We start from the raw sequence: 20,865 nt of genomic DNA on the forward strand, positions 1-20,865 counted from the left end.
GACGGACATGGGCCCCGGGTGATCGGTCCGGCCGGGTCCTGGTCAGACGCCGAGCAGGTCGACCACGAAGATCAGGGTCTCGCCGGGCTTGATCGCCGGGGTCGGGCTCTGGTTGCCGTAGGCGAGGTGGGCGGGGATGGTCAGCTGGCGGCGGCCGCCGACCTTCATGCCCTGCACGCCCAGGTCCCAGCCCTTGATGACCCGGCCCGCGCCCAGCGGGAAGCGGAAGGGGGTGCCTCGGTTCCAGCTGGCGTCGAACTCCTCGCCCGTGCTGAAGGCGACACCGACGTAGTGCACGGTGACGGTCTGGCCCGCCTGCGCGACCGGGCCGTCGCCTTCCCAGATGTCCTTGATCTCGAGATCCGCCGGGGGCTCGCCGCCCGGGAAGTCGATCTCGGGCTTGTCGATGCTCACGTCTCTAGCTCCTGCTTGTCTGCGGAAAGGCGAACACCCACAGTCTTACATCCCCGGGGATCACATCTTCGCCAGGATGTCGACCGAGAAGACCAGGGTGGAGTCCTTCGCGATACCGCTGCCGGCCGGCGGATTGTCTCCGTAGCCCAGCTCCGGGGGGACGACGATGAGGACCCGGCTGCCGACCTTCTTGCCGGTCAGGCCCTGCGCCCAGCCCTTGACGACCTGCTGGAGCCCGAACGACACCAGCTGCTTGTTGGCGTACGACGAGTCGAACTCCTTGCCCCCGTCCCACAACACGCCCTTGTACTGCACGAGGACGCTGTCGGTGGCGGCGACCTTCTCGCCGTCGCCCTCGATGACGTAGTTCGCCACCAGCTTCTTCGGCGCGTCGCTCCGGGGGACCTCGATGGCGGGCGCCGCGCCGTCGGTGTTGGTGCCGACCTTGGGCAGGCCGATGTCGTCCTGGGCGACCTCGGTGCCCTTCGCCGAGCTCCTGGCGTTGAAGGCGTCCTGCACGTCGACCACGAACACCAGCGTGTCGGTGCCCTCGATGCCCGCCTGCTGGTTGCCCTGCGAGCCGTAGCCCCAGGTGGGCGGGACGGCCATCTCGACGCGGCTGCCGGTCTTCCTGCCGGTCAGGGCGTAGCGCCAGCCGTCGATGATGCTGCCCTGGGCGAGCTGGATGACCAGGCGGGTCCTGCGGTCGTAGGAGTTGTCGAAGACCTTCGCGGAGTCCCAGATCTGGCCGAGGTAGTGGGCCACGACGTAGTCGTTCTCGGCCACCGTCCTGCCGCTGCCCGCGATGACCGTCTTCACCGCGAGCTGCTCCGACGGCTCGCCGCCGCCCTTGGCGACCGTCGGCTTCTCACCGAACTTCCGGCCCGCGGTGATCGCCGGCAGCGGGCCGTCGACGATCTTCGGCGGCGGCGCGGCCGAGGTGGCCGACGCCGAGGGGGAGGCGCTGTCGGTGGCCTTGCTCGAGTCGGACCCTTCGTCGCCGCATGCGGCGAGCGTGACCAGTCCTGTGGGTACGGCAATCAGAAGTGAGCGTCGGCGCACGATGGGGCCTCGTAATCGATCGATCTTGTGGATGACGTGCGCGCAACTCTACGGCGTGAGAAGGGCGCCGTACGGGAAACGTACGACGCCCGTGTGGCGTTCCGGCATGCCGCGCGGAGCACGTGCCCCACGTCGGGTGTCCCGCTCGCCGCCTCACATTCCGGCGATCAGCTTCTCCACCCGGTCGTCCACGGAACGGAACGGGTCCTTGCACAGCACCGTGCGCTGGGCCTGGTCGTTGAGCTTGAGATGGACCCAGTCGACGGTGAAGTCGCGGCGCTGTTCCTGGGCCCGCCGGATGAAGTCGCCGCGCAGCCGCGCCCGCGTGGTCTGCGGCGGCACCGACTTGCCTTCGAAGATCTTCAGGTCGTTGCAGATCCGGGCGGCCTGCCCCTTCTTCTCCAGCAGGTAGTACAGGCCGCGACGGCGGTGGATGTCGTGATAGGCGAGGTCTATCTGCGCGACCCGCGGATGCGACATGGTCATGTTGTGCTTGCTGCGGTACCGCTCGATGAGCTTGTACTTCATGACCCAGTCGATCTCGGTGCCGATGCGGTCGAGGTCCTCGGTCTCGATCGCGTCCAGCGTGCGGCCCCACAGTTCCAGCACCTGCTCCACCGTGCCGGTGCGGATGCCGCGGCGCTCGCAGAAGTCCAGCGCCTTCTCGTAGTACTCGCGCTGCACCTCCAGGGCGGAGGCCTCGCGGCCGCTGGCCAGGCGGACCTTGCGGCGGCCGGTGATGTCGTGGCTGACCTCGCGGATCGCCCGGATCGGGTTCTCCAGGGTGAGGTCGCGCATCACGGTGCCCGCCTCGATCATGCGCAGCACCAGGTCGGTGGCCCCGACCTTGAGCAGCATGGTCGTCTCGGACATGTTCGAGTCGCCGACGATGACGTGCAGCCGGCGGTAGCGCTCGGCGTCCGCGTGCGGTTCGTCGCGGGTGTTGATGATCGGCCGGGAGCGGGTCGTCGCCGAGGAGACGCCCTCCCAGATGTGCTCGGCCCGCTGGCTGACGCAGTACACGGCACCGCGCGGCGTCTGCAGCACCTTGCCCGCGCCGCACAGCAGCTGCCTGGTCACCAGGAACGGGATGAGGATGTCCGCGAGCCGCGAGAACTCCCCGTGCCGGGCCACCAGGTAGTTCTCGTGGCAGCCGTAGGAGTTTCCCGCCGAGTCGGTGTTGTTCTTGAAGAGGTAGACGTCGCCCGCGATTCCCTCCTCGTGCAGGCGTCGTTCCGCGTCCACCAGGAGTCCCTCGAGAATGCGCTCGCCCGCCTTGTCGTGGGTGACGAGTTCGATCACGTTGTCACATTCGGGAGTGGCGTATTCCGGATGCGACCCCACGTCGAGATAGAGGCGGGCGCCGTTGCGCAGGAAGACATTGCTGCTGCGGCCCCATGACACGACACGGCGGAAGAGGTACCGCGCCACCTCGTCAGGCGACAGACGGCGCTGTCCCCTGAACGTGCACGTGACGCCGTACTCGTTCTCCAGCCCGAAAATGCGGCGGTCCATGAGGGAACATTACGCCTGATCCCCGGAACTGAAACGGGGTTCGACGGCACGATTTGGATCATTTTCCGAACGTGCCGCAATCACCGCTCGTCCTGCGGGCGCGCCGAGCACCCGTCCGGTGGCCAGCAGAACCAGCAGGGACACGCCTCCCGCGACACCCGGCACGGCGAATCCCCACAGGGCCCCGCCCGCCTCGACGACCGGGCCGGCGATCCCCGTGCCGACGGAGTGACCCACCGTGAACATCGTCACCAGCCAGGAGAACGCCTCGGTGACCGTGCCGCGCGGCGCGTGCCGGTCGACCAGGACGAACGCGCAGGCGATGGACGGCGCGAGGAAGACCCCGGCGAGCGCGGTGAGCGCCACCATGGCCGCCACGCCCGGCATCAGCGTCAGCGGCAGGTAGCACACCGCCAGCAGGGCCACCAGGACGCGCAGTCGCCGCGCGGGCTCGCCGGTCCACCGCCGGGCCCCGTAGACGCTCCCGCCGACGAGCGCGCCGAGCCCCAGGGCGGCCATCAGCCAGCCGTACACCGCGTCACCGCCGTGGTCGTCCGCGTACGGCACCGCGGCCACCGTGATGGACCCGAGGGCGATCCCGACGAACAGGAACGCGCCCAGCAGCGCGAGCAGCCCCGGCGAGCGCAGCGCCCCGAGCCAGTGCGCCTCGCGCGGCGCCGACCGCCAGGCCCGCGAGGGCGGCGACAGCACCACGCAGAGCGCCCCGAGCACTCCGACGACGTTCAGCACCAGCAGCGCGGCCTGGGCCGACCACAGCGACACGCACAGCGTCACGAGCAGCGGCCCGACGGTGAACATCACCTCCTGCGCGACGGCGTCCATGGCGTACGCCGTGTGCACCTGCTCCTCCTTGCGCAGCACGCTCGGCCACAGCGCCCGCAGACCGCCTTCCAGGGGCGGCGTGAAGAGCCCGGCGGCCGCCACGGCGGCGTGGGCGAGCGGCAGCGCCGAGGTGCCGGTGCCGGCGAAGACCGCCATGGCCAGCGCCGAGGCCAGCGCGGCGGGCAACTGCACGCGCGGCTGCCCGTACAGGTCCACGAGCCGCCCGAGGACGGGCTGTCCCACGGCGTTGGCGACGCCGTACACGGCCGCCAGCGCGCCCGCGAGGCTGTACGTGCCGCCCTCCGCCCGGACGAACAGCACGATCGCGATGGCGGCCGTCGCGTTGGGCAGCCGTCCCACGAGCGTGCCGACGAGCAGCCGGGCGGCGTGTCTCGCCCTGAGGATCTCCAGGTACCCCGCGGCCATGATCCGCCCTTCCTCGCCTCACCCGCGTCAAGTTTTACGTATAACTACGCCTCTCATACGTACCATGTCCGCTGTTCACGCGTCCAGACGAAGGAGCAGGCCGACGGTGGCACGAGGCAGCACCCGCCCCACCAGCCGGGACGTCGCCCAGGCCGCCGGCGTCTCCCAGGCCGCGGTCTCCCTGGTCCTCGGCGGGAAGTGGCGCGGCCGGGTCTCGGAGGCCACGGCGCAGCGCGTCCGCGAGGCCGCGCGTGACCTGGGCTACCGTCCGAACCTGGCGGCCCGCAATCTGCGCCTGGGCCGCACCCGCACGGTGCTCCTGGTCGTGCCGGCCCTGACGACGGAGTTCTTCGCCGGCGTCTACACGGGCGCCGCCCGGGTGGCCGCCGAGCACGGCTTCGGCGTGGTCCTCTACCCCTCCCCCGAGGGCATCGGCCCGGCCCGGGACCCCTTCGCGTCCGCCCAGGCCGCCCTGGACGGCGTCATCGCCTCCTCCATGGCGGCCGACGCCCTCACGGCGATCCGCGGCGACCAGCTGCCCCTGGTGATGCTGGACAGCGATCCCGAGGGCAGCCTGGGCGCGGCCACGGTCAACCTCGACATCGCGGACGGCGTGCGCCAGATCGCGGAGCACCTCCTGGCCCTCGGCCACCGCCGTTTCCTGCACCTGGCCGCGGACGTGCCGTCCTGGACCTTCGAGGTGCGCGCCCGCGAGCTGGCCGCCCGCGTCGGCGGTGTCCCCGGCGCCTCGCTCCGCACGGCCCGCGCCCCCATCTCCATCGACGGCGCCCGCGCCGCCGCCGAGGCCGCCCTCGCCGCCCCCGGTCCTCGCCCCACCGCGGTCGTCTGCGACGACGACAAACTGGCCGCCGGCGCGTACAAGGCGGCCCGCCGCCTCGGCCTGCGCGTCCCCGACGACCTGTCGGTGACCGGGCTGGACGACCTCGCCCTCGCCACGGCCATCGACCCGGAGCTCACCACCGTCCGCCTGGACGCGGAGCTCTTCGGCGAACGCGGCATGCGGGCCCTGCTGGCGGTCCTGGAGGGCCGCACCCCCGAGGCCGGCGACATCCCGGTGCGCCTGGTGGTACGGGGCTCCACGGCCCCGCCGCGCTGACGGACGGGCGCCTCGCGCGGCCCCGGCCCGCCGGGCGGCCGCGGGCGCCCTCGCCCCGGCCGCCCCTTCCAGGACGCACGCGTCCCCGTCCGGCCACCAAAGACACGCGCGCCCCGGCCTCCACAGGCCGGGGCGCGCACCACGGGGTACGGGCGGTCACTCCGTCCCGGAACCGGAGGACTCCTTCGAGCCGTCCGGCCCGTCGGCGGCTTCGAGCAGCCGCGACAGCTGCGCGCCGCCGATCCGCTTGAACTTGCGCTTCTGCGGCCGCGTACGGTCCAGCACCGCCACCTCCAGCCGCTCCGCGGGGATCTCCCGCTGGCTGCCGTTGGTGTCGCGGGACAGGGCCTGTACGGCCAGCTTCAGCGCCTCCGCCAGCGACATCCCGTCCCGGTGCCGCTGGTCCAGGTAGCTGCTGATCTGCTCGGCGTTGCCGCCGACCGCCACCGAGCCGTGCTCGTCCACGATCGACCCGTCGTGCGGCAGCCGGTAGATCTGGTCCTGCTCCGGGGTCTCCCCCACCTCGGCGACGACCAGTTCCACCTCGTACGGCTTCTCGCCCACGCTGGAGAAGATCGTGCCCAGCGTCTGGGCGTAGACGTTGGCCAGACCGCGCGCGGTCACGTCGTTCCGGTCGTAGGTGTAACCCCGCAGGTCGGCGTAGCGGACGCCGCCGATCCGCAGGTTCTCGTACTCGTTGTACTTGCCGGCGGCCGCGAAGCCGATCCGGTCGTAGATCTCGCTGAACTTGTGCAGCGCGCGGGACGGGTTCTCACCGACGAACACGATGCCGTCGGCGTACTGCAACACGACCAGGCTGCGACCACGGGCGATGCCCTTGCGGGCGTATTCCGCCCGGTCGGCCATGGCCTGCTGAGGTGAGACATAGAACGGCGTCGACACCGGTTGTCCGTCCCTTTCCTTGAGGTTCCGTCGAAGTCACTGGATCACCCTGGCGAGAAAGCGCCCGCCGCCTACAGCAGCGCGGCGCGCGGCCCGTCGGGCTGCTCCAGCCGCCGCTCCAGGACGGAGCGGGCGATCTCGGACGCCTCGTCCTCGGTGAGCCGGCGGAAGCCGTCCTCGGTGATCACGGTGACGATGGGATAGATCCGGCGGGCGACATCGGGGCCACCGGTCGCCGAGTCGTCGTCTGCCGCGTCGTACAGGGCCTGCACCACCAGCGTCGTGGCCTCGGCCTCGGTCAGGTCGTCACGGAAGAGCTTCTTCATCGCACCGCGCGCGAAGATCGAGCCGGAGCCCGTGGCCGCGTAGCCCCGCTCCTCGGAGCGGCCGCCCGTGACGTCGTAGGAGAAGATGCGGCCCTGGGCGCGGTCCACGTCGTATCCGGCGAACAGCGGCACCACGGCCAGGCCCTGCATCGCCATGCCGAGGTTGGAGCGGATCATGGTCGACAGGCGGTTCGCCTTGCCCTCCAGGGACAGCTGCGCGCCCTCGACCTTCTCGAAGTGCTCCAGCTCCAGCTGGAACAGCTTCACCATCTCCACGGCCAGACCCGCCGTGCCGGCGATGCCCACCGCGGAGTACTCGTCGGCCTGGAAGACCTTCTCGATGTCCCGCTGGGCGATGACGTTGCCCATGGTGGCCCGCCGGTCACCGGCGAGCACCACGCCGCCGGGGAAGGTGACGGCCACGATGGTCGTGCCGTGCGGCGCCTCGACCGCTCCCTGCAGGGGCGGCAACGTCCGGTTGCCCGGCAGCAGTTCGGGCTGGTGCTCGGACAGGAAGTCCATGAAGGAGGAAGACCCTGGCGTCAGGAAGGCAGCTGGTAGACGCCCGGTGCTACGAGTGTTGGCTTCCACGCGATTCCTTCCACGTATGCGGCAGCCCGCCCTGTGACGTCGGGCCGATCCTTGGAACTGCTCCCGCCGGCGAGGCGGCGGGAGCACAGTACGGCACGGACCCTACCCGCCTTCCGGGGGTGATCCACATACTCGGCGGAGGCACCGGCGGGGACGGGGCGGGAACCTGCTGCTCCCGGCTCCCGGCGTCAGCCGGCCGCGGTCGGTGCCGAACCCGCCGCCGGCGGCGCGGGACCCCGGGCGAAGGCTGCGCGCGGCACGGCCACACCGCTCCGCGCGCAGCGCTTCCCGCTCCGCTCGTCCGTCGCTCGCCCGCCCGTCCGCCTTCCGTCCGAAGGCGAGGAGGGCCTACTGGCCGCCCTTTTGCACGAAGGAGCGCACGAAGTCCTCGGCGTTCTCCTCGAGCACGTCGTCGATCTCGTCCAGTACCGAGTCCACGTCGTCCGAGAGCTTCTCGTGCCGCTCCTTGAGGTCCTCCGAGCCCTGCGCCTCCGGCGCCTGCTCCTCGACCTCCTCGGTGGACCGGGTGGCCTTCTGCTGTCCGCCGCCGGTGTCCTTGGTCGCCATCACCCTCACCCCGCTCGGTTCGCCCGACACAGTTGCTCGGTCAAGATCAGACCCTACAAGCCGGGTCTGACAGTGGCCCCGCAGTCTCTCCAACGTACGGGGGCCACCTCGATGATTCCCGGGCCCGGGATTTTCCACCCTGCCCGGCCGACTCGGCACGAGTACCCACTCAGCCGCCGGACAGGACCCTGACCAGGTCCTCCGCCGTATGACAGCGGTCCAGGAGCTCCTTGACGTGATTACGCGTTCCGCGAAGCGGTTCCAGGGTCGGGACCCGCTGGAGCGAGTCCCGGCCCGGCAGATCGAAGATCACCGAGTCCCAGGAGGCCGCCGCCACATCGTCCGCGTACTGCTCCAGGCAGCGCCCGCGGAAGTACGCCCGCGTGTCCTCGGGCGGCTTCGTACGGGCCCGCTCGACCTCCGTCTCGTCCAGCAGCCGCTTCATGCGCCCGCGGGCCACCAGACGGTTGTACAGGCCCTTCTCGGGGCGCACGTCGGCGTACTGCAGGTCGACCAGGTGGAGCCGCGCGGCGTCCCAGTCGAGGTCGTCGCGGCGCCGGTAGCCCTCCATGAGCTCCCGCTTGGCGACCCAGTCCAGCTCGCCGGCCAGGCTCATCGGGTCGTTCTCCAGGCGGGTGAGGGTGTCCTCCCAGCGGGACAGGACGTCCTTGGTCTGCTCGTCGGCGTCCGCCCCGAACCGCTCCTCCACGTACTTGCGCGCCAGCTCGTAGTACTCCATCTGCAGCTGGACCGCGGTGAGCGTCCGGCCGCTGCGGAGCGTGACCAGGTGTTTCAGGGACGGGTCGTGCGAGACCTGGTGGAGGGTGCGCACGGGCTGGTCGACGGCCAGGTCGACGGCGATGAAGCCGTCCTCGATCATCGACAGCACCAGCGCCGTCGTGCCCAGCTTCAGGTACGTCGAGATCTCCGACAGGTTCGCGTCGCCGATGATCACGTGCAGGCGGCGGTACTTCTCCGCGTCGGCGTGGGGCTCGTCGCGGGTGTTGATGATCGGCCGCTTGAGCGTGGTCTCCAGGCCGACCTCGACCTCGAAGTAGTCCGCGCGCTGGCTGAGCTGGAAGCCGTGCTCGTGCCCGTCCTGGCCGATGCCGACGCGGCCGGCTCCGGCGAAGACCTGACGGGAGACGAAGAAGGGCGTGAGGTGGCGCACGATGTCCGAGAAGGGGGTCTCCCGCTTCATCAGGTAGTTCTCGTGCGTGCCGTAGGAGGCGCCCTTGTTGTCGGTGTTGTTCTTGTACAGGTGGATGGGCTGGGCACCGGGGAGCCGGCCGGCCCGTTCCGCGGCCTCCGCCATGATCCGTTCGCCGGCCTTGTCCCACAGGACGGCGTCCCGGGGATTGGTGACCTCGGGCGCGCTGTACTCGGGGTGCGCGTGGTCGACGTAGAGCCGCGCTCCGTTGGTGAGGATCACATTGGCCAGGCCGATGTCCTCGTCGGTGAGCTGGCTGGAGTCGGCCGCCTCGCGGGCGAGGTCGAAGCCTCGCGCGTCCCGCAGCGGATTCTCCTCCTCGAAATCCCAGCGGGCCCGGCGGGCCCGGTGCATCGCCGCCGCATAGGCGTTGACGATCTGGGACGAGGTGAGCATGGCATTGGCATTCGGGTGGCCGGGGACGGAGATCCCGTATTCCGTCTCGATGCCCATTACTCGCCGTACGGTCATGCGGCCCTCCTTGCCCGACGGCGCCCTCGGTCGTGGGCGTCGCTCAGATACCGCTGGCGCTCGATTGCGTGTGCGGTGCCCGTCCCCGCACTGCGCGACTCGGCGGTACGGAAGAGCCTAGAACGCCTTTGCGCTGGTGGGGAGATCATTTGCGTCATTGCTGTGCTCCAGCCGTGGCCCCGAAAAACAGTCGGCTGCGGGTACCCGCTGAGGGCACCCGCAGCCGCCCTGTCTTTTACAGGTACTGACCGGTGTTCGCCACCGTGTCGATGGAGCGCCCCGTGTCCGCGCCCTGCTTCCCGGTGACGAGGGTGCGGATGTACACGATCCGCTCGCCCTTCTTTCCGGAGATCCGGGCCCAGTCGTCCGGATTCGTGGTGTTGGGCAGGTCCTCGTTCTCCTTGAACTCGTCCACGCAGGCCTGGAGCAGGTGGGAGACCCGAAGGCCCTTCTGGTTCTTCTCCAGGAAGTCCTTGATCGCCATTTTCTTGGCGCGGCCGACGATGTTCTCGATCATGGCGCCGGAGTTGAAGTCCTTGAAATAGAGAACTTCCTTGTCGCCGTTCGCGTAGGTGACCTCCAGGAAGCGGTTCTCCTCGGATTCGGCGTACATGTGTTCCACCGCCGTCTGGATCATCGCCTGGACGGTGGCCGCCTTGTCGCCGCCGTGCTCCGCGAGGTCCTCCTCGTGCAGCGGGAGGCGCTCGGTGAGGTACTTCCCGAAGATGTCCTTGGCCGCTTCGGCGTCCGGACGCTCGATCTTGATCTTCACGTCGAGCCGGCCGGGCCGCAGGATGGCGGGGTCGATCATGTCCTCACGGTTGGAGGCGCCGATCACGACCACGTTCTGCAGGCCCTCCACACCGTCGATCTCGGCGAGCAGCTGCGGGACGATGGTGTTCTCCACGTCCGAGCTGACACCGGAGCCGCGGGTGCGGAACAGGGACTCCATCTCGTCGAAGAAGACGATCACGGGAGTGCCCTCGCCGGCCTTCTCACGGGCCCGCTGGAAGACCAGGCGGATCTGCCGCTCGGTCTCGCCGACGTACTTGTTCAGCAGCTCGGGGCCCTTGATGTTGAGGAAGAAGCTCTTGCCGGCGGCCTGGCCGGTCACCTCGGCGACCTTCTTGGCCAGCGAGTTGGCCACGGCCTTGGCGATCAGCGTCTTGCCGCATCCGGGCGGGCCGTAGAGCAGCACGCCCTTGGGCGGACGGAGCTCGTGCTCCTTGAACAGGTCCGGGTAGAGGTACGGCAGCTCGACCGCGTCGCGGATCGCCTCGATCTGGTTGCCCAGGCCGCCGATCTGCTCGTAGCCGATGTCCGGGACCTCTTCGAGGACGAGTTCCTCGACCTCGCTCTTCGGCACGACCTCGTAGACGTAGCCCGAGCGGGGTTCGAGCAGCAGGGCGTCGCCGGGGCGGATGGTCACGTCCAGCAACGGCTCGGCGAGCCGCACCACCCGCTCCTCGTCGGTGTGCCCGAGCACCAGGGCGCGCTCGCCGTCCTCCAGGATCTCCTTGAGGGTGACGATGTCCCCGACGCGCTCGAATTCCATGGCCTCGACCACGTTGAGCGCTTCGTTGAGCATGACTTCCTGGCCGCGCCGCAGTTCGTCGAGCTCGACGCTGGGGCTGACGTTCACCCGGAGCTTGCGGCCCCCGGTGAAGATGTCGGCGGTGCCGTCCTCGTTCGCCTGCAGGAAGACACCGAAGCCGGCCGGCGGCTGGGCGAGCCGGTCGACCTCCTCCTTGAGGGCCACGATCTGGTCGCGGGCCTCGCGGAGCGTACTGGCGAGCCGCTCGTTCTGCGCGGACACGCCGGCCAGATTGGTCTGCAACTCGACGATCCGCTCTTCGAGAATTCTCGTGTGCCGCGGAGAGTCGGCGAGCTTGCGTCGCAGGACGGCGATCTCCTGCTCGAGATAGGCAATCTGCCCGGCCGGGTCTTCGGACCCGCGTCCCGGGCGGATGCCGCGGTTCATGTCGTCGTCGTGGGCTGCCACGGTCCTCACCTCCTCCAAGGGGAGCTGGACGCTTCCAGACCCTACCTGGGCGGGTGCCGATTGAAACCCCTAGATCACAAAGACTGTCGGGGTGTGTCCGATCTTCACCCTTGCGCTCTCCCTCACGCCAGGGGAATACCCACCGAACATGATTGGAACCCAGTCGGAGGTAGGGTCGAAGTGTTCAACACCCGTCAGAGCTGGCCGGATTCTCGATCGGCTCGGGGCAGGAAACGGCAGGAGAGATGAGCGTGCAGCAGGCGGCCGGAGTCGACGGCGAGGCACTGGAGGTCTGGATCGACCAGGACCTGTGTACCGGTGACGGCATCTGCGCCCAGTACGCGCCCGAGGTGTTCGAGCTGGACATCGACGGTCTGGCCTACGTCAAGGGCCCGGACGAGGAGCTTCTGCAGGACAGGGGAGCGACAACGCCCGTGCCGCTGCCCCTTCTCACGGATGTGATCGACTCCGCGAAGGAATGTCCCGGCGAGTGCATCCACGTGCGTCGAGTTTCGGACAGGGTCGAGGTCTACGGCCCGGACGCGGAGTGACCAAATAAGCACCCCGCGTGATTACTGTCTGTTTTCTCACACTTCTCACACCGAGCGGGCCTGAGGCGGTGTCGAGCGGACGAACGAGCCGTTCTCCCACCGCCACTTCACGTCGTCCTTCAGGTCGGGGCAGCAACTGGGCACGTCGGACGAGGAGTAGCCGAGGAGCGTGGCGTGGACGGCTCCGTCCCGTACGGAGAAGTCGGTGACGTTGGTGCGGTCCCCGGGGTCGACGAGGGTGGCCACCACACGGGGCTCGCCGCCCGCGGTGTCCCGGGTGAGGACGTAGACGCCGTCGGGCGGGGTGCCCATGGGCGAGTCGCAGTGCACCACGGCCACCGTCTCGGGCCTGCCGTCGCCGTCGAGGTCGCCGGACGCCTTCTTCTTCACCACGGCTTCCACCGGGCCGCATTCGAGGGGGAAGGCGACGCCCGCCGGGTCGGGCGGCGTGGCCTCCGCCGGGGCCGCGGCCTTCGTCCCGGCACCGGCCGCCTGGGCCGCCGTCGCCGAGCCGGGCTGGAGCACCGAGGACAGGGCGACGACGGCGGCGACAGCGGCGGCGGTGGCGACCCAGTGGATCGGGCGGGTGTGCGTGTGGGCGAGTTCCGGGACGGCGGAAGGCTGCACGAGGAGTGTCTCCTGTGAGGGCTGTGCCGGTGGGATGGCCAGCATCGTGCCACACGTCACAGGGCGGGGGAACGGCGGGGGCGGGTTGTGGACCTGCCCGCTCACGGATTCCGGTGCCGTGTCAACACAGGGGCGCCGGTGCCGGGTTCCCTCCGACGCGGGGGAACTCGGCACCGGCGCCCGTACGTTGTGCCCGGCGCGGGCCGGCTCAGCGGCCGGCGCCTCCGTCGGCGTTGGGACCGGTGTAGTCCTCGCCGTAGGCGCCCTTGGCGGGGCGGCGGCGGCGCATGGGCGGCTCGACGCCGTCGGCGAGGCGGCGGGCGGTGAGCAGGAAACCGGTGTGGCCGATCATCCGGTGGTCGGGGCGGACGGCCAGGCCCTCGATGTGCCAGTTGCGGATCATCGTCTCCCAGGAGGTGGGCTCGTTGAAGCAGCCGATCTCCCGGATGGACTCGACGGTCCGGGCGAGCTGGGTGGTGGTCGCGACGTAGCAGCACAGGATGCCGCCGGGCACGAGCGCCTTGGAGACGGCCTCCAGGCACTCCCAGGGGGCCAGCATGTCGAGGATGACGCGGTCGACGTCGGTGTCGGACAGGTTGTCCTGGAGATCGCCCACGGTGAGCTGCCAGGCGGGGTGCGGGCCGCCGAAGTAGCGCTCGACGTTCGCCTGCGCGATCTCCGCGAAGTCGGCACGGCGCTCGTAGCTGTGCAGCATGCCCTGGTCGCCGATGGCGCGCAGCAGGAAGGTGCTGAGCGAGCCGGAGCCGACGCCGGCCTCCACGACGCGCGCGCCGGGGAAGATGTCGGCGAAGGCGAGGATCTGCCCCGCGTCCTTCGGGTACACGACAGCTGCCCCGCGGGGCATGGACAGGACGTAGTCGGGGAGCAGGGGGCGCAGCGCGAGGTAGGCGACGTTCCCGGTGGTGCGGACAACGCTGCCCTCGGGAGCGCCGATCAGTTCGTCGTGCGGGAAGGAACCCTTGTGGGTGTGGAAGTTCTTCCCGGCCTCGAGCGTGAACGTGTAGTGGCGGCCCTTGGGGTCGGTCAGCTGTACCTGGTCCCCGACCTTGAAGGGCCCGCGCCTGCGGGCGGCACCGGTCGGTTCGGACATGTGACCAGCCTACCGGCACCCGAGGGGGCCGCCGACCACCGCTCCGGGGGAGCGGTCCTCAGCTGGGGCGGGCCATGGCCCTGACGAAGGCACGCTCCACGTCGGCCGCGGACAGGACGCCGTAGATCTCGCCGGTCTCCTCGACCACCAGGTACTCGGTCGCCGGGGTGGCGCGCAGGGCGTCCAGGAGCCCCTCCCCCGCCAGCTCCGCCGAGACGCGCATGCCGTCGGTGAGCTCCTGGGCGAGGCCGCCGACCGCGACCCAGGGGCGGCGGTGCTCGGGTACGCCGACGATGGCGGCCTCCCGGACGATCGACAGGGGGGTGCCGTCGGTGTCGACGACGACCAGGGCGCGGGCTCCGGCGGCGTTGGCGCGGCGCAGGGCCTCGGACAGCGGGGTGTCGGACTCGACGGGGACCGCGCGGCGGGTGAGGGTGCGGGCGCGCAGCTCGGGCAGGTGCTCGCGCAGGCGGGCCATGCGCAGGCTGTTGCCGGCGCCGGTCCAGATGATCGCGGCGAGGATCGCGGCGAGCAGGGCGTCCAGGACCGTGTCCATGCCGACGTTGTCCACGGCGTCGGAGCCGAGCGCGCCGGACTGGGTGAGCAGGGGCAGCCCGATCAGGACGGAGACGGCGAGGGCGCGGCCGACCCAGGCGGCGGCGACCGTGCCGCTCATCGGCTTGCCGGTGATCTTCCAGACGACGGCGCGGAGCATGCGGCCGCCGTCCAGGGGGAGGCCGGGCAGGAGGTTGAAGGCGGCCACGATCAGGTTGGAGATCATCAGGCCGGCCAGCAGGACGCCGGGGACGGTGCCGGGCTCCACGGGTTGCAGGGCGAGGTAGAACGCACCGGCGAGGACGAGGGAGAGCAGGGGCCCGACGAAGGCCAGGACGAACTCGCGGCCGGGGGTCTCGGCCTCCTTCTCGATCTCGGAGACGCCGCCGAAGAACTGGAGCTGGATGCGGCGGACCGGGAGCTTGAAGCGCAGGGCGGCGACGGTGTGGGCGAGTTCGTGGACCAGGACGGAGGCGTAGAAGGCCACCGCGAAGAAGAGGGACACCAGGTAGCGGGCGGCGCCGAGGTCGGGCAGCACGCGGTCGAGCTGCCCGCCGAACACCCAGGTGATCAGCGCGGCGACGAGGAACCAGCTGGGCGCCACGTACACGGGCACCCCGAACGGCCGCCCCATCAGCAGCCCCCCGCGGCTCTCCGGGGGCCGCTGCGGCGGCCGGCCACGGCCGGTGCCGGAGTGCGCGGGGGCGCGGTCGTGGGGGTCGCGGGCCAAAGCGGGGTCGCCGGGGGCGGGCGGCGGCGGTGCGTGGCCGGGGGCGGGCTCGTCCGGGGTCCGCTCGCGGAGCGGGTCCCCGGGGGCCTGCCCGCGGTCCCGCTCCCGTACCGCGTCCCCGTCGGCCGGGCCGGCCGGCCCTTCCTCCGCCGTCCGGCCGCCGGCCGGGGCGCCCTCGCCGGGCTGCGGTTCCGGGGCGGCCGCGGCGTCGCTCCCGGAGCCGCCGGGCCGGCGCGGCTGCGCGGGCCGTCCGTCCTCCGGGGCGGTCGCGGGGGTGCCGGGGCGGCCGCTCGCGTCCGGGCCGGCAGGCGGGGTCGCCGGCCCCGCCCGGTGCTCGGCCGACTCGTCGTTGCCGGACCGCGGCTGCCCGCTCCCGCCGCTCACGTCCACGGTGTCCCCTCGTTCGAAGCGTCTCCCGCGCCTGCCGGGCGGGAGGGTCTCAGGTCGATGGTATGCGGCCGCGGCGCCCCGGTCCGCCCCGGCACCCCTGCGGCCGCCCTCCGCCGCGCACGTCACGGCCACGGCTGGGCACTGTCGGTGGCGGGCCGTAAGGTCTGGGGGCATGGAGACGAACACCGGGGGCGTCGCGCAGGCCCCCAGCAGTCCGGCCGCGCCGGCCGATCCGCCGGCCCCGGCCGGGCCGACGGCGACGGCAGCCGCGGACACCGCTGCCCCCGCCACGGCCGCCGCGGCCCCCGCCGCGCTCTCGCCCTCGCGCGCCAACGACTTCATGCAGTGCCCCCTGCTGTACCGGTTCCGCGTCATCGACCGGCTGCCGGAGAAGCCGAGCGAGGCGGCGACCCGGGGCACCCTGGTGCACGCCGTGCTGGAGCGGCTCTTCGACGTCCCGGCGGCCGAGCGCACGCCTCCGCGGGCGAAGGCCCTCGTCCCGGGCCAGTGGGAGCGGCTGCGCGAGAGCAGGCCGGAGGTCGCGGAGCTGTTCGCGGACGACCCGGAGGGCGAGCGGCTGGCGCGCTGGCTCGGTGAGGCGGAGCGGCTCGTCGAGCGCTGGTTCACGCTGGAGGATCCGAGCCGCCTGGAGCCCGCCGAACGCGAGCTGTTCGTCGAGGCCGAGCTGGAGTCCGGGCTGCGGCTGCGCGGCATCATCGACCGGGTCGACGTCGCGCCCACCGGCGAGGTGCGGATCGTCGACTACAAGACGGGCAGGGCGCCCCGGCCCGAGTACGCCGAGAGCGCCCTGTTCCAGATGAAGTTCTACGCCCTCGTCGTCTGGCGGCTGAAGAAGGTGATCCCGCGCCGCCTCCAGCTCGTCTATCTCGGCAGCGGTGACGTGCTGACGTACGACCCGGTCCCCGCCGACCTGGAGCGCGTCGAGCGCAAGCTGCTGGCGCTGTGGGAGGCGATCCGGCAGGCGACCGAGACGGGCGACTGGCGTCCGCGCCCCACCAGGCTGTGCGGCTGGTGCGACCACCAGGCGCACTGTCCGGAGTTCGGCGGCACTCCCCCGCCCTACCCGCTGCCGGTCGGGGCGGCCGGGCCGGCGGCCGGGCCGCAGGGCAGAATGGGGCCGGACTAGCGAAGGAGACTTGCGTGGCCATCCGCGTCCTACTGGTCGACGACCAGCCTCTGCTGCGTACGGGCTTCCGGATGATCCTGGAGGCGGAGCAGGACATCGCCGTCGTCGGCGAGGCCGGAGACGGCCTCCAGGCCCTCGACCAGGTGCGGGCCCTGCAGCCCGACGTGGTGCTGATGGACATCCGCATGCCGCGGATGGACGGCGTGGAGGCGACCCGGCAGATCACCGGCCCGGGGCGGGACGGCCCGGCGAAGGTGCTGGTGCTGACCACCTTCGACCTCGACGAGTACGTGGTGGAGGCGCTGAGGGCCGGTGCCAGCGGCTTCCTGCTGAAGGACGCCCCGGCGGGCGAGCTGGTGCAGGCGATCCGCGTGGTGGCCGCCGGCGAGGCGATGCTCGCCCCGAGCATCACCAGGCGGCTGCTCGACAAGTACGCCACGCATCTCCCCTCGGGCGACGAGCCGGTCCCGGACGTCCTGCACACGCTCACCGACCGCGAGGTCGAGGTGCTGAAGCTGGTGGCGCGCGGACTGTCCAACGCGGAGATCGCCGCCGACCTGTTCGTCAGCGAGACCACCGTCAAGACGCACGTGGGTCATGTCCTGACCAAGCTGGGGCTGCGCGACCGGGTGCAGGCCGCGGTGTACGCCTACGAGAGCGGGCTGGTGCGCCCCGGCGCGCAGTAGGGCGGCCGGTGCGCGACGCGAGAGGGCGCCCCCTCCGGGGAGAGGGGGCGCCCTCTCGCGTGGGCGGACCCGTCCGTCAGGGCTTGCTGAGCTTCCAGAACCGGAACACGGTCGAGGCGTCCAGGCAGGACTCCAGGCCGTAGACGCCGTCCTGGACGACGGCGTACTGCTTGGCCTGCCAGACCGGGAGGACGGGGATCTCCTCGGCGACGATGTCCTGCAGCCGGCCGAACTCCTCGTCGGTGGCGGAGCGGTCGGTCTCGGCGGCGGTGCGCGGGATGAGCGAGCCGGTGATCGTGCTGCTGGCGTAGTTGTTGCCCAGCACGTTGCCCTTGCCGAAGAAGGGAGCCGTGAAGTTGTCGGGGTCGGGGTAGTCGGGCACCCAGCCCTTGACGTACACGCCGTACCGGCCCGCGGCGACGTCCTTCTCGTACTGCTCGAAGGCGACCGACTCGACGTCGGCGTCGAACAGCCCGCTCGCGTTGAGCTGCTGCGCGATCGCCTCCATCTCCTGGTCGGTGGCCGGGCCGTAGCGGGACGGGGTCGACCACAGGGTCAGCTTCACCTTGCCGGTGATGCCCTCGGCGCGCAGCGCGGCGGCGGCCCTGGACCTGGAGGGGCGGGCGCCGTAGGTGTCGAAGAACGCCGTGTTGTGGCCCGCGATACCGGCCGGGACGATCGAGTACAGCGGGGTCGCCGTGCCCTGGTAGACGTCCTCGATGAGGGCGTCGCGGTCGAGCAGGTGGGCGATGGCCCGGCGCACGCCGCGCTTCCCGGCCACCGGGTCGTCCATGTTGAACACCAGGTGCTGGACCTCGGCGCTGCTGCCCTCGACGACCTCGACGCCGTTGCCGGTGCCGTCGTCGGCCTTCTCGATGTCCGCGATGTCGGTCGCGCTGAGGCCGCGGTAGGCGACGTCGACCTCGCCGTCCATGAGCGCCTTCTTCAGCGCGGTCCGGTCGCCGTGGAAGAACCTCAGCGTCACGCCGTCGTTCTGCGCCTCGGCGGTGCCCTTGTAGTGCTGGTTGATCGAGAAGACGGCCCGGTCCTCGTCGAACGACTCCAGCTTGTACGGGCCGGAGCCGACCGCCTCGCCGTCCTCGCGCAGCCCTTGCGCGTCGTACTGGCGGTGGTCGACGATGGAGCCGGCACCGGAGGCGATCTTGCTCGGGAAGGTGGCGTCGGGGGTGTCGAGGCGGAAGACGACGGTCTTCTCGTCCGGCGTCTCGACCTTCTCGAGCGTGGGGAACATGACCGCGGGGCCGTCGGGGTCGTTGATCGTCAGCATGCGGTCGAAGGAGAACTTGACGTCCTTCGAGGTGAGCGGGTCACCGTTGCTGAACTTGAGCCCGCTCTTCAGCGTGCAGGTGTAGACCTTCGTCGCGGTGTCCGTGAAGACGCACTTCTCGGCGGCCTCCGGCTGCGGCTCGGTGGCTCCCTCGGGGAAGCTCAGCAGGGACTGGAAGACGTTGTTGAACAGCAGCCAGGACCCTGGGTCGTAGCCGGCGGCCGGGTCCGTGGCCAGGACGTCGTCGGACATCCCCACCACCACGGAGGAGTCGCCGGCCGCGGATCCGCCGGTCTCCGTTCCACAGCCGGTCAACAGGCCGGAGGCCAGTCCCACCACGAGGGGCAGGACCGGCCACGGGTTACGCACGTTCACTTGCGGGTGCCTTGTCGTTGCATGATCGGGCCCCGGGGCCGCCGTCCGGGCCCCGGGGCAGGAGGGATCAGCCGCTCACACCACGGCCGAGCTCCCACAGTTGCAGGGTCGAGGAGGAGTTGACGACGTACGCGGTGCCCGTCACGTCGTCCCGCGCGGCCACGTACTGCTTGCCCTGCCACAGCGGCAGCAGCGGTACGTCGTCGGCGACCATGTCCTGGATCTCCGTCAGGCTCTCGGTGGCGGAGAGCCGGTCGGCCTCGCGGCGGGAGTCCGGGATCAGGGAGTTGCGGATGGTGCTGTTGGCGTACGGCAGACCGAGGGTGTTGTCCTCGTCGAGGAACGGCGCCAGGTAGCTGTCGGCGTCGGGGAAGTCGGGGAACCAGCCCATGCCGTAGACGTCGTACTTGCCGCTCTGCTCGGCCGGGCGGAAGGTCTCCCAGGGGGTGCCCTCGATGCTGACGTCGAACAGGCCGCTGGCGTTCAGCTGCTTCTGCAGCTCCTCGAACTCCTTCTTGGTGGCCGGGCCGTAGTGGTCGGTGGTGTAGTGCAGCGTCAGCTTCACCGGGGTGGTGACGTTGGCCTGGCTCAGCAGCGACTTGGCCTTGGTGACGCTCGGGTCGCCGTACCTGTTGAAGAACGAGTTGGAGTGGCCGGTGATGCTGGCCGGGACCATCGAGTACAGCGGTTCGGCCTGGGACCCGTAGACCTTGGAGACGAGTTCGTTGCGGTTGATGATCTGGGCCATCGCCTTGCGGACGGCCTTGGACTTCACCGTCGGCGCGTCGGTGTTGAAGCCCAGGTAGCGAATCTCCAGGCCGGGCATCTCGACGAGGTCGACGGCGTCGTCGGAGTCGTTGGAGAGCTTGCGGATCTGCTCCGGCGACATGGTGCGGGTCATGACGTCGATGTCGCCCTTGTCGAGCGCGGCGCCCATGGCGTCGGCGTCGGCGAAGGAGACCATCTCGACCTTGTCGTTGTTCACCTCCAACGTCCCCTTGTAGCCGGGGTTCTTGGTGAACACGGCCTTGACCAGCTCGTCGTTCTTCACCTCGGCCTCCAGCGTGTACGGGCCGGAGCCGTCCACGTCGAAGCCTTCGCGCAGCTCGTTCTTCGCGTAGTCGTCCGGGTTGACGATGCCCGCGACCGGGGTCGACAGCTTGAACGGGAAGGTGGCGTCGGCGGTCTTGAGGTGGAAGACGACCTCGCGGTCACCCTGCGTCTCGACGGTGTCGATGGTGGACAGCAGGGCGAACACGCCGCTGTCGGCCTTGATCGAGCGGGCCCGGTCGATGGAGTACTTCACGTCCGCCGCGGTGACGGGGTCGCCGTTGGCGAACTTCAGGCCGGCGCGCAGGGTGCAGGCGTAGCGCTCGTTGCCGGTGTCGGTGAAACCGCACTTCTCGGCGGCCTCGGGCACCGGCTCGCCGTCACCGCGCGGCTGGACCATCAGGGTCTGCACGGTCTGGCGCAGGATGTTCCAGGTGCCGACGTCGTAGGCGTACGCCGGGTCGAGAGGCGCGGGGACCTTCTTCGAGGCGGTGAACCGGTCCGTGGTGCCGACGACGATCGCGTCACCGCCGCCGCTGCCGCTGTCGGACCCGCCGCACGCGGCGAGCACCGGCGCGAGCAGGCCGACCACGGCCGGCAGCACCAAAGTCTTGCGGTTCATGCTCGATTTTCTCCAGAGCTGTCGGGTCCGTGTATCCGACATGCATGGGTGTCGCGGCGGATCACGGGTGGTAGGGGCGAGGTTCTCGCGATGAGATTAGTCCGCGCCCGCACGGGGGCTCGCGGCCACCGGAGTTGAGCCGCCATCACGCAGCGGAACCGGGCGCGGACAGACCGAAAACCCGACAGAGGAAGGATTAGTGCAGGGCTTCACCAATCAGGACACAAAGGCACCCCGACGCCCGTCGAAAAGGGGTGAACAGCACACGCGAGGCCACCTGTCGACC

The 20,865-nt window shown here is 70.8% G+C and carries 18 protein-coding genes; 4 read left to right on the forward strand and 14 right to left on the reverse strand.

All coding sequences use genetic code 11. The features are described from left to right. Window positions 1-42: 42 nt before the first annotated feature. The 4 genes from ABD363_RS14395 to ABD363_RS14410 form a co-directional block, all read right to left on the reverse strand. On the reverse strand, window positions 43-414 hold the full coding sequence (locus ABD363_RS14395; RefSeq protein WP_344603289.1) for an FKBP-type peptidyl-prolyl cis-trans isomerase: 372 nt from the start codon (window positions 412-414) through the stop codon (window positions 43-45). A gap of 60 nt (window positions 415-474) precedes the next feature. Further along, a complete protein-coding gene (locus ABD363_RS14400) occupies window positions 475-1,476 on the reverse strand; it encodes an FKBP-type peptidyl-prolyl cis-trans isomerase (protein ID WP_344603291.1) in 1,002 nt (333 codons plus the stop codon). A gap of 153 nt (window positions 1,477-1,629) precedes the next feature. After that, entirely contained in the window at window positions 1,630-2,991 is a 1,362-nt protein-coding gene (gene pafA, locus ABD363_RS14405; protein WP_344603293.1) for a Pup--protein ligase, read from the reverse strand. A 9-nt stretch (window positions 2,992-3,000) separates the two neighbouring features. Next, window positions 3,001-4,260: an MFS transporter gene (locus ABD363_RS14410; RefSeq protein ID WP_344603295.1), complete on the reverse strand. Its 1,260-nt coding sequence runs from the start codon at window positions 4,258-4,260 to the stop codon at window positions 3,001-3,003. Window positions 4,261-4,366: 106 nt separating this feature from the next. On the opposite strand from ABD363_RS14410, the gene ABD363_RS14415 reads away from it, so the two are divergent. After that, window positions 4,367-5,377 (forward strand): LacI family DNA-binding transcriptional regulator, encoded by a 1,011-nt coding sequence (locus ABD363_RS14415; RefSeq protein WP_344603297.1) that lies wholly within the window; start codon window positions 4,367-4,369, stop codon window positions 5,375-5,377. Between the two features lie 156 nt (window positions 5,378-5,533). On the opposite strand, the gene prcA is transcribed toward ABD363_RS14415, so the two are convergent. The 5 genes from prcA to arc form a co-directional block, all read right to left on the reverse strand. Next, the gene (prcA, locus tag ABD363_RS14420; protein ID WP_344603299.1) at window positions 5,534-6,280 is read right to left on the reverse strand and encodes a proteasome subunit alpha; all 747 of its coding nucleotides are present in this window, start codon (window positions 6,278-6,280) and stop codon (window positions 5,534-5,536) included. Window positions 6,281-6,351: 71 nt separating this feature from the next. After that, the gene (prcB, locus tag ABD363_RS14425; protein ID WP_344603301.1) at window positions 6,352-7,197 is read right to left on the reverse strand and encodes a proteasome subunit beta; all 846 of its coding nucleotides are present in this window, start codon (window positions 7,195-7,197) and stop codon (window positions 6,352-6,354) included. 348 nt (window positions 7,198-7,545) lie between these two features. Further along, the gene (locus tag ABD363_RS14430; RefSeq protein ID WP_344603303.1) at window positions 7,546-7,764 is read right to left on the reverse strand and encodes a ubiquitin-like protein Pup; all 219 of its coding nucleotides are present in this window, start codon (window positions 7,762-7,764) and stop codon (window positions 7,546-7,548) included. Between the two features lie 169 nt (window positions 7,765-7,933). Further along, window positions 7,934-9,445 (reverse strand): depupylase/deamidase Dop, encoded by a 1,512-nt coding sequence (gene dop / locus ABD363_RS14435; protein WP_344603305.1) that lies wholly within the window; start codon window positions 9,443-9,445, stop codon window positions 7,934-7,936. Window positions 9,446-9,680: 235 nt separating this feature from the next. Beyond that, complete coding sequence (gene arc / locus ABD363_RS14440) at window positions 9,681-11,447, reverse strand: proteasome ATPase (protein ID WP_344603307.1); 1,767 nt, start codon at window positions 11,445-11,447, stop codon at window positions 9,681-9,683. Between the two features lie 245 nt (window positions 11,448-11,692). On the opposite strand from arc, the gene ABD363_RS14445 reads away from it, so the two are divergent. After that, window positions 11,693-11,998, forward strand: a complete 306-nt coding sequence (locus ABD363_RS14445; RefSeq protein ID WP_344603309.1) for a ferredoxin — start codon at window positions 11,693-11,695, stop codon at window positions 11,996-11,998. A gap of 45 nt (window positions 11,999-12,043) precedes the next feature. Here ABD363_RS14445 and ABD363_RS14450 read toward each other — a convergent pair whose 3' ends face one another. From ABD363_RS14450 to ABD363_RS14460, 3 genes are all read right to left on the reverse strand, one after another. Continuing rightward, window positions 12,044-12,625: a hypothetical protein gene (locus ABD363_RS14450; protein ID WP_344603311.1), complete on the reverse strand. Its 582-nt coding sequence runs from the start codon at window positions 12,623-12,625 to the stop codon at window positions 12,044-12,046. A 208-nt stretch (window positions 12,626-12,833) separates the two neighbouring features. Further along, window positions 12,834-13,736, reverse strand: a complete 903-nt coding sequence (locus ABD363_RS14455; RefSeq protein WP_344603313.1) for a tRNA (adenine-N1)-methyltransferase — start codon at window positions 13,734-13,736, stop codon at window positions 12,834-12,836. A gap of 58 nt (window positions 13,737-13,794) precedes the next feature. Further along, window positions 13,795-15,411, reverse strand: a complete 1,617-nt coding sequence (locus ABD363_RS14460; RefSeq protein WP_344603315.1) for a site-2 protease family protein — start codon at window positions 15,409-15,411, stop codon at window positions 13,795-13,797. 172 nt (window positions 15,412-15,583) lie between these two features. On the opposite strand from ABD363_RS14460, the gene ABD363_RS14465 reads away from it, so the two are divergent. Beyond that, window positions 15,584-16,558, forward strand: a complete 975-nt coding sequence (locus ABD363_RS14465; RefSeq protein WP_344603317.1) for a RecB family exonuclease — start codon at window positions 15,584-15,586, stop codon at window positions 16,556-16,558. A 14-nt stretch (window positions 16,559-16,572) separates the two neighbouring features. Then, a complete protein-coding gene (locus ABD363_RS14470; RefSeq protein WP_344603319.1) occupies window positions 16,573-17,244 on the forward strand; it encodes a response regulator in 672 nt (223 codons plus the stop codon). 76 nt (window positions 17,245-17,320) lie between these two features. Here the strand turns inward: ABD363_RS14470 and ABD363_RS14475 are convergent, their stop codons facing one another. After that, on the reverse strand, window positions 17,321-18,907 hold the full coding sequence (locus ABD363_RS14475) for an ABC transporter substrate-binding protein (RefSeq protein WP_344603321.1): 1,587 nt from the start codon (window positions 18,905-18,907) through the stop codon (window positions 17,321-17,323). A 67-nt stretch (window positions 18,908-18,974) separates the two neighbouring features. Continuing rightward, the gene (locus ABD363_RS14480) at window positions 18,975-20,579 is read right to left on the reverse strand and encodes an ABC transporter substrate-binding protein (RefSeq protein WP_344603323.1); all 1,605 of its coding nucleotides are present in this window, start codon (window positions 20,577-20,579) and stop codon (window positions 18,975-18,977) included. Window positions 20,580-20,865 lie beyond the last annotated feature (286 nt).

It is taken from the genome of Streptomyces glaucus, assembly GCF_039533365.1.
GTDB lineage: Bacteria > Actinomycetota > Actinomycetes > Streptomycetales > Streptomycetaceae > Streptomyces > Streptomyces glaucus.

Excerpts from the sequence above, each read along its gene's own strand:
- pafA (WP_344603293.1), bottom strand. The coding sequence starts at position 2,991 with ATGGACCGCCGCATTTTCGGGCTGGAGAACGAGTACGGCGTCACGTGC.
- ABD363_RS14410 (WP_344603295.1), bottom strand. The coding sequence starts at position 4,260 with ATGGCCGCGGGGTACCTGGAGATCCTCAGGGCGAGACACGCCGCCCGG.
- ABD363_RS14430 (WP_344603303.1), bottom strand. The coding sequence starts at position 7,764 with ATGGCGACCAAGGACACCGGCGGCGGACAGCAGAAGGCCACCCGGTCC.
- dop (WP_344603305.1), bottom strand. The coding sequence starts at position 9,445 with ATGACCGTACGGCGAGTAATGGGCATCGAGACGGAATACGGGATCTCC.
- ABD363_RS14445 (WP_344603309.1), top strand. The coding sequence starts at position 11,693 with ATGAGCGTGCAGCAGGCGGCCGGAGTCGACGGCGAGGCACTGGAGGTC.
- ABD363_RS14455 (WP_344603313.1), bottom strand. The coding sequence starts at position 13,736 with ATGTCCGAACCGACCGGTGCCGCCCGCAGGCGCGGGCCCTTCAAGGTC.
- ABD363_RS14465 (WP_344603317.1), top strand. The coding sequence starts at position 15,584 with ATGGAGACGAACACCGGGGGCGTCGCGCAGGCCCCCAGCAGTCCGGCC.
- ABD363_RS14480 (WP_344603323.1), bottom strand. The coding sequence starts at position 20,579 with ATGAACCGCAAGACTTTGGTGCTGCCGGCCGTGGTCGGCCTGCTCGCG.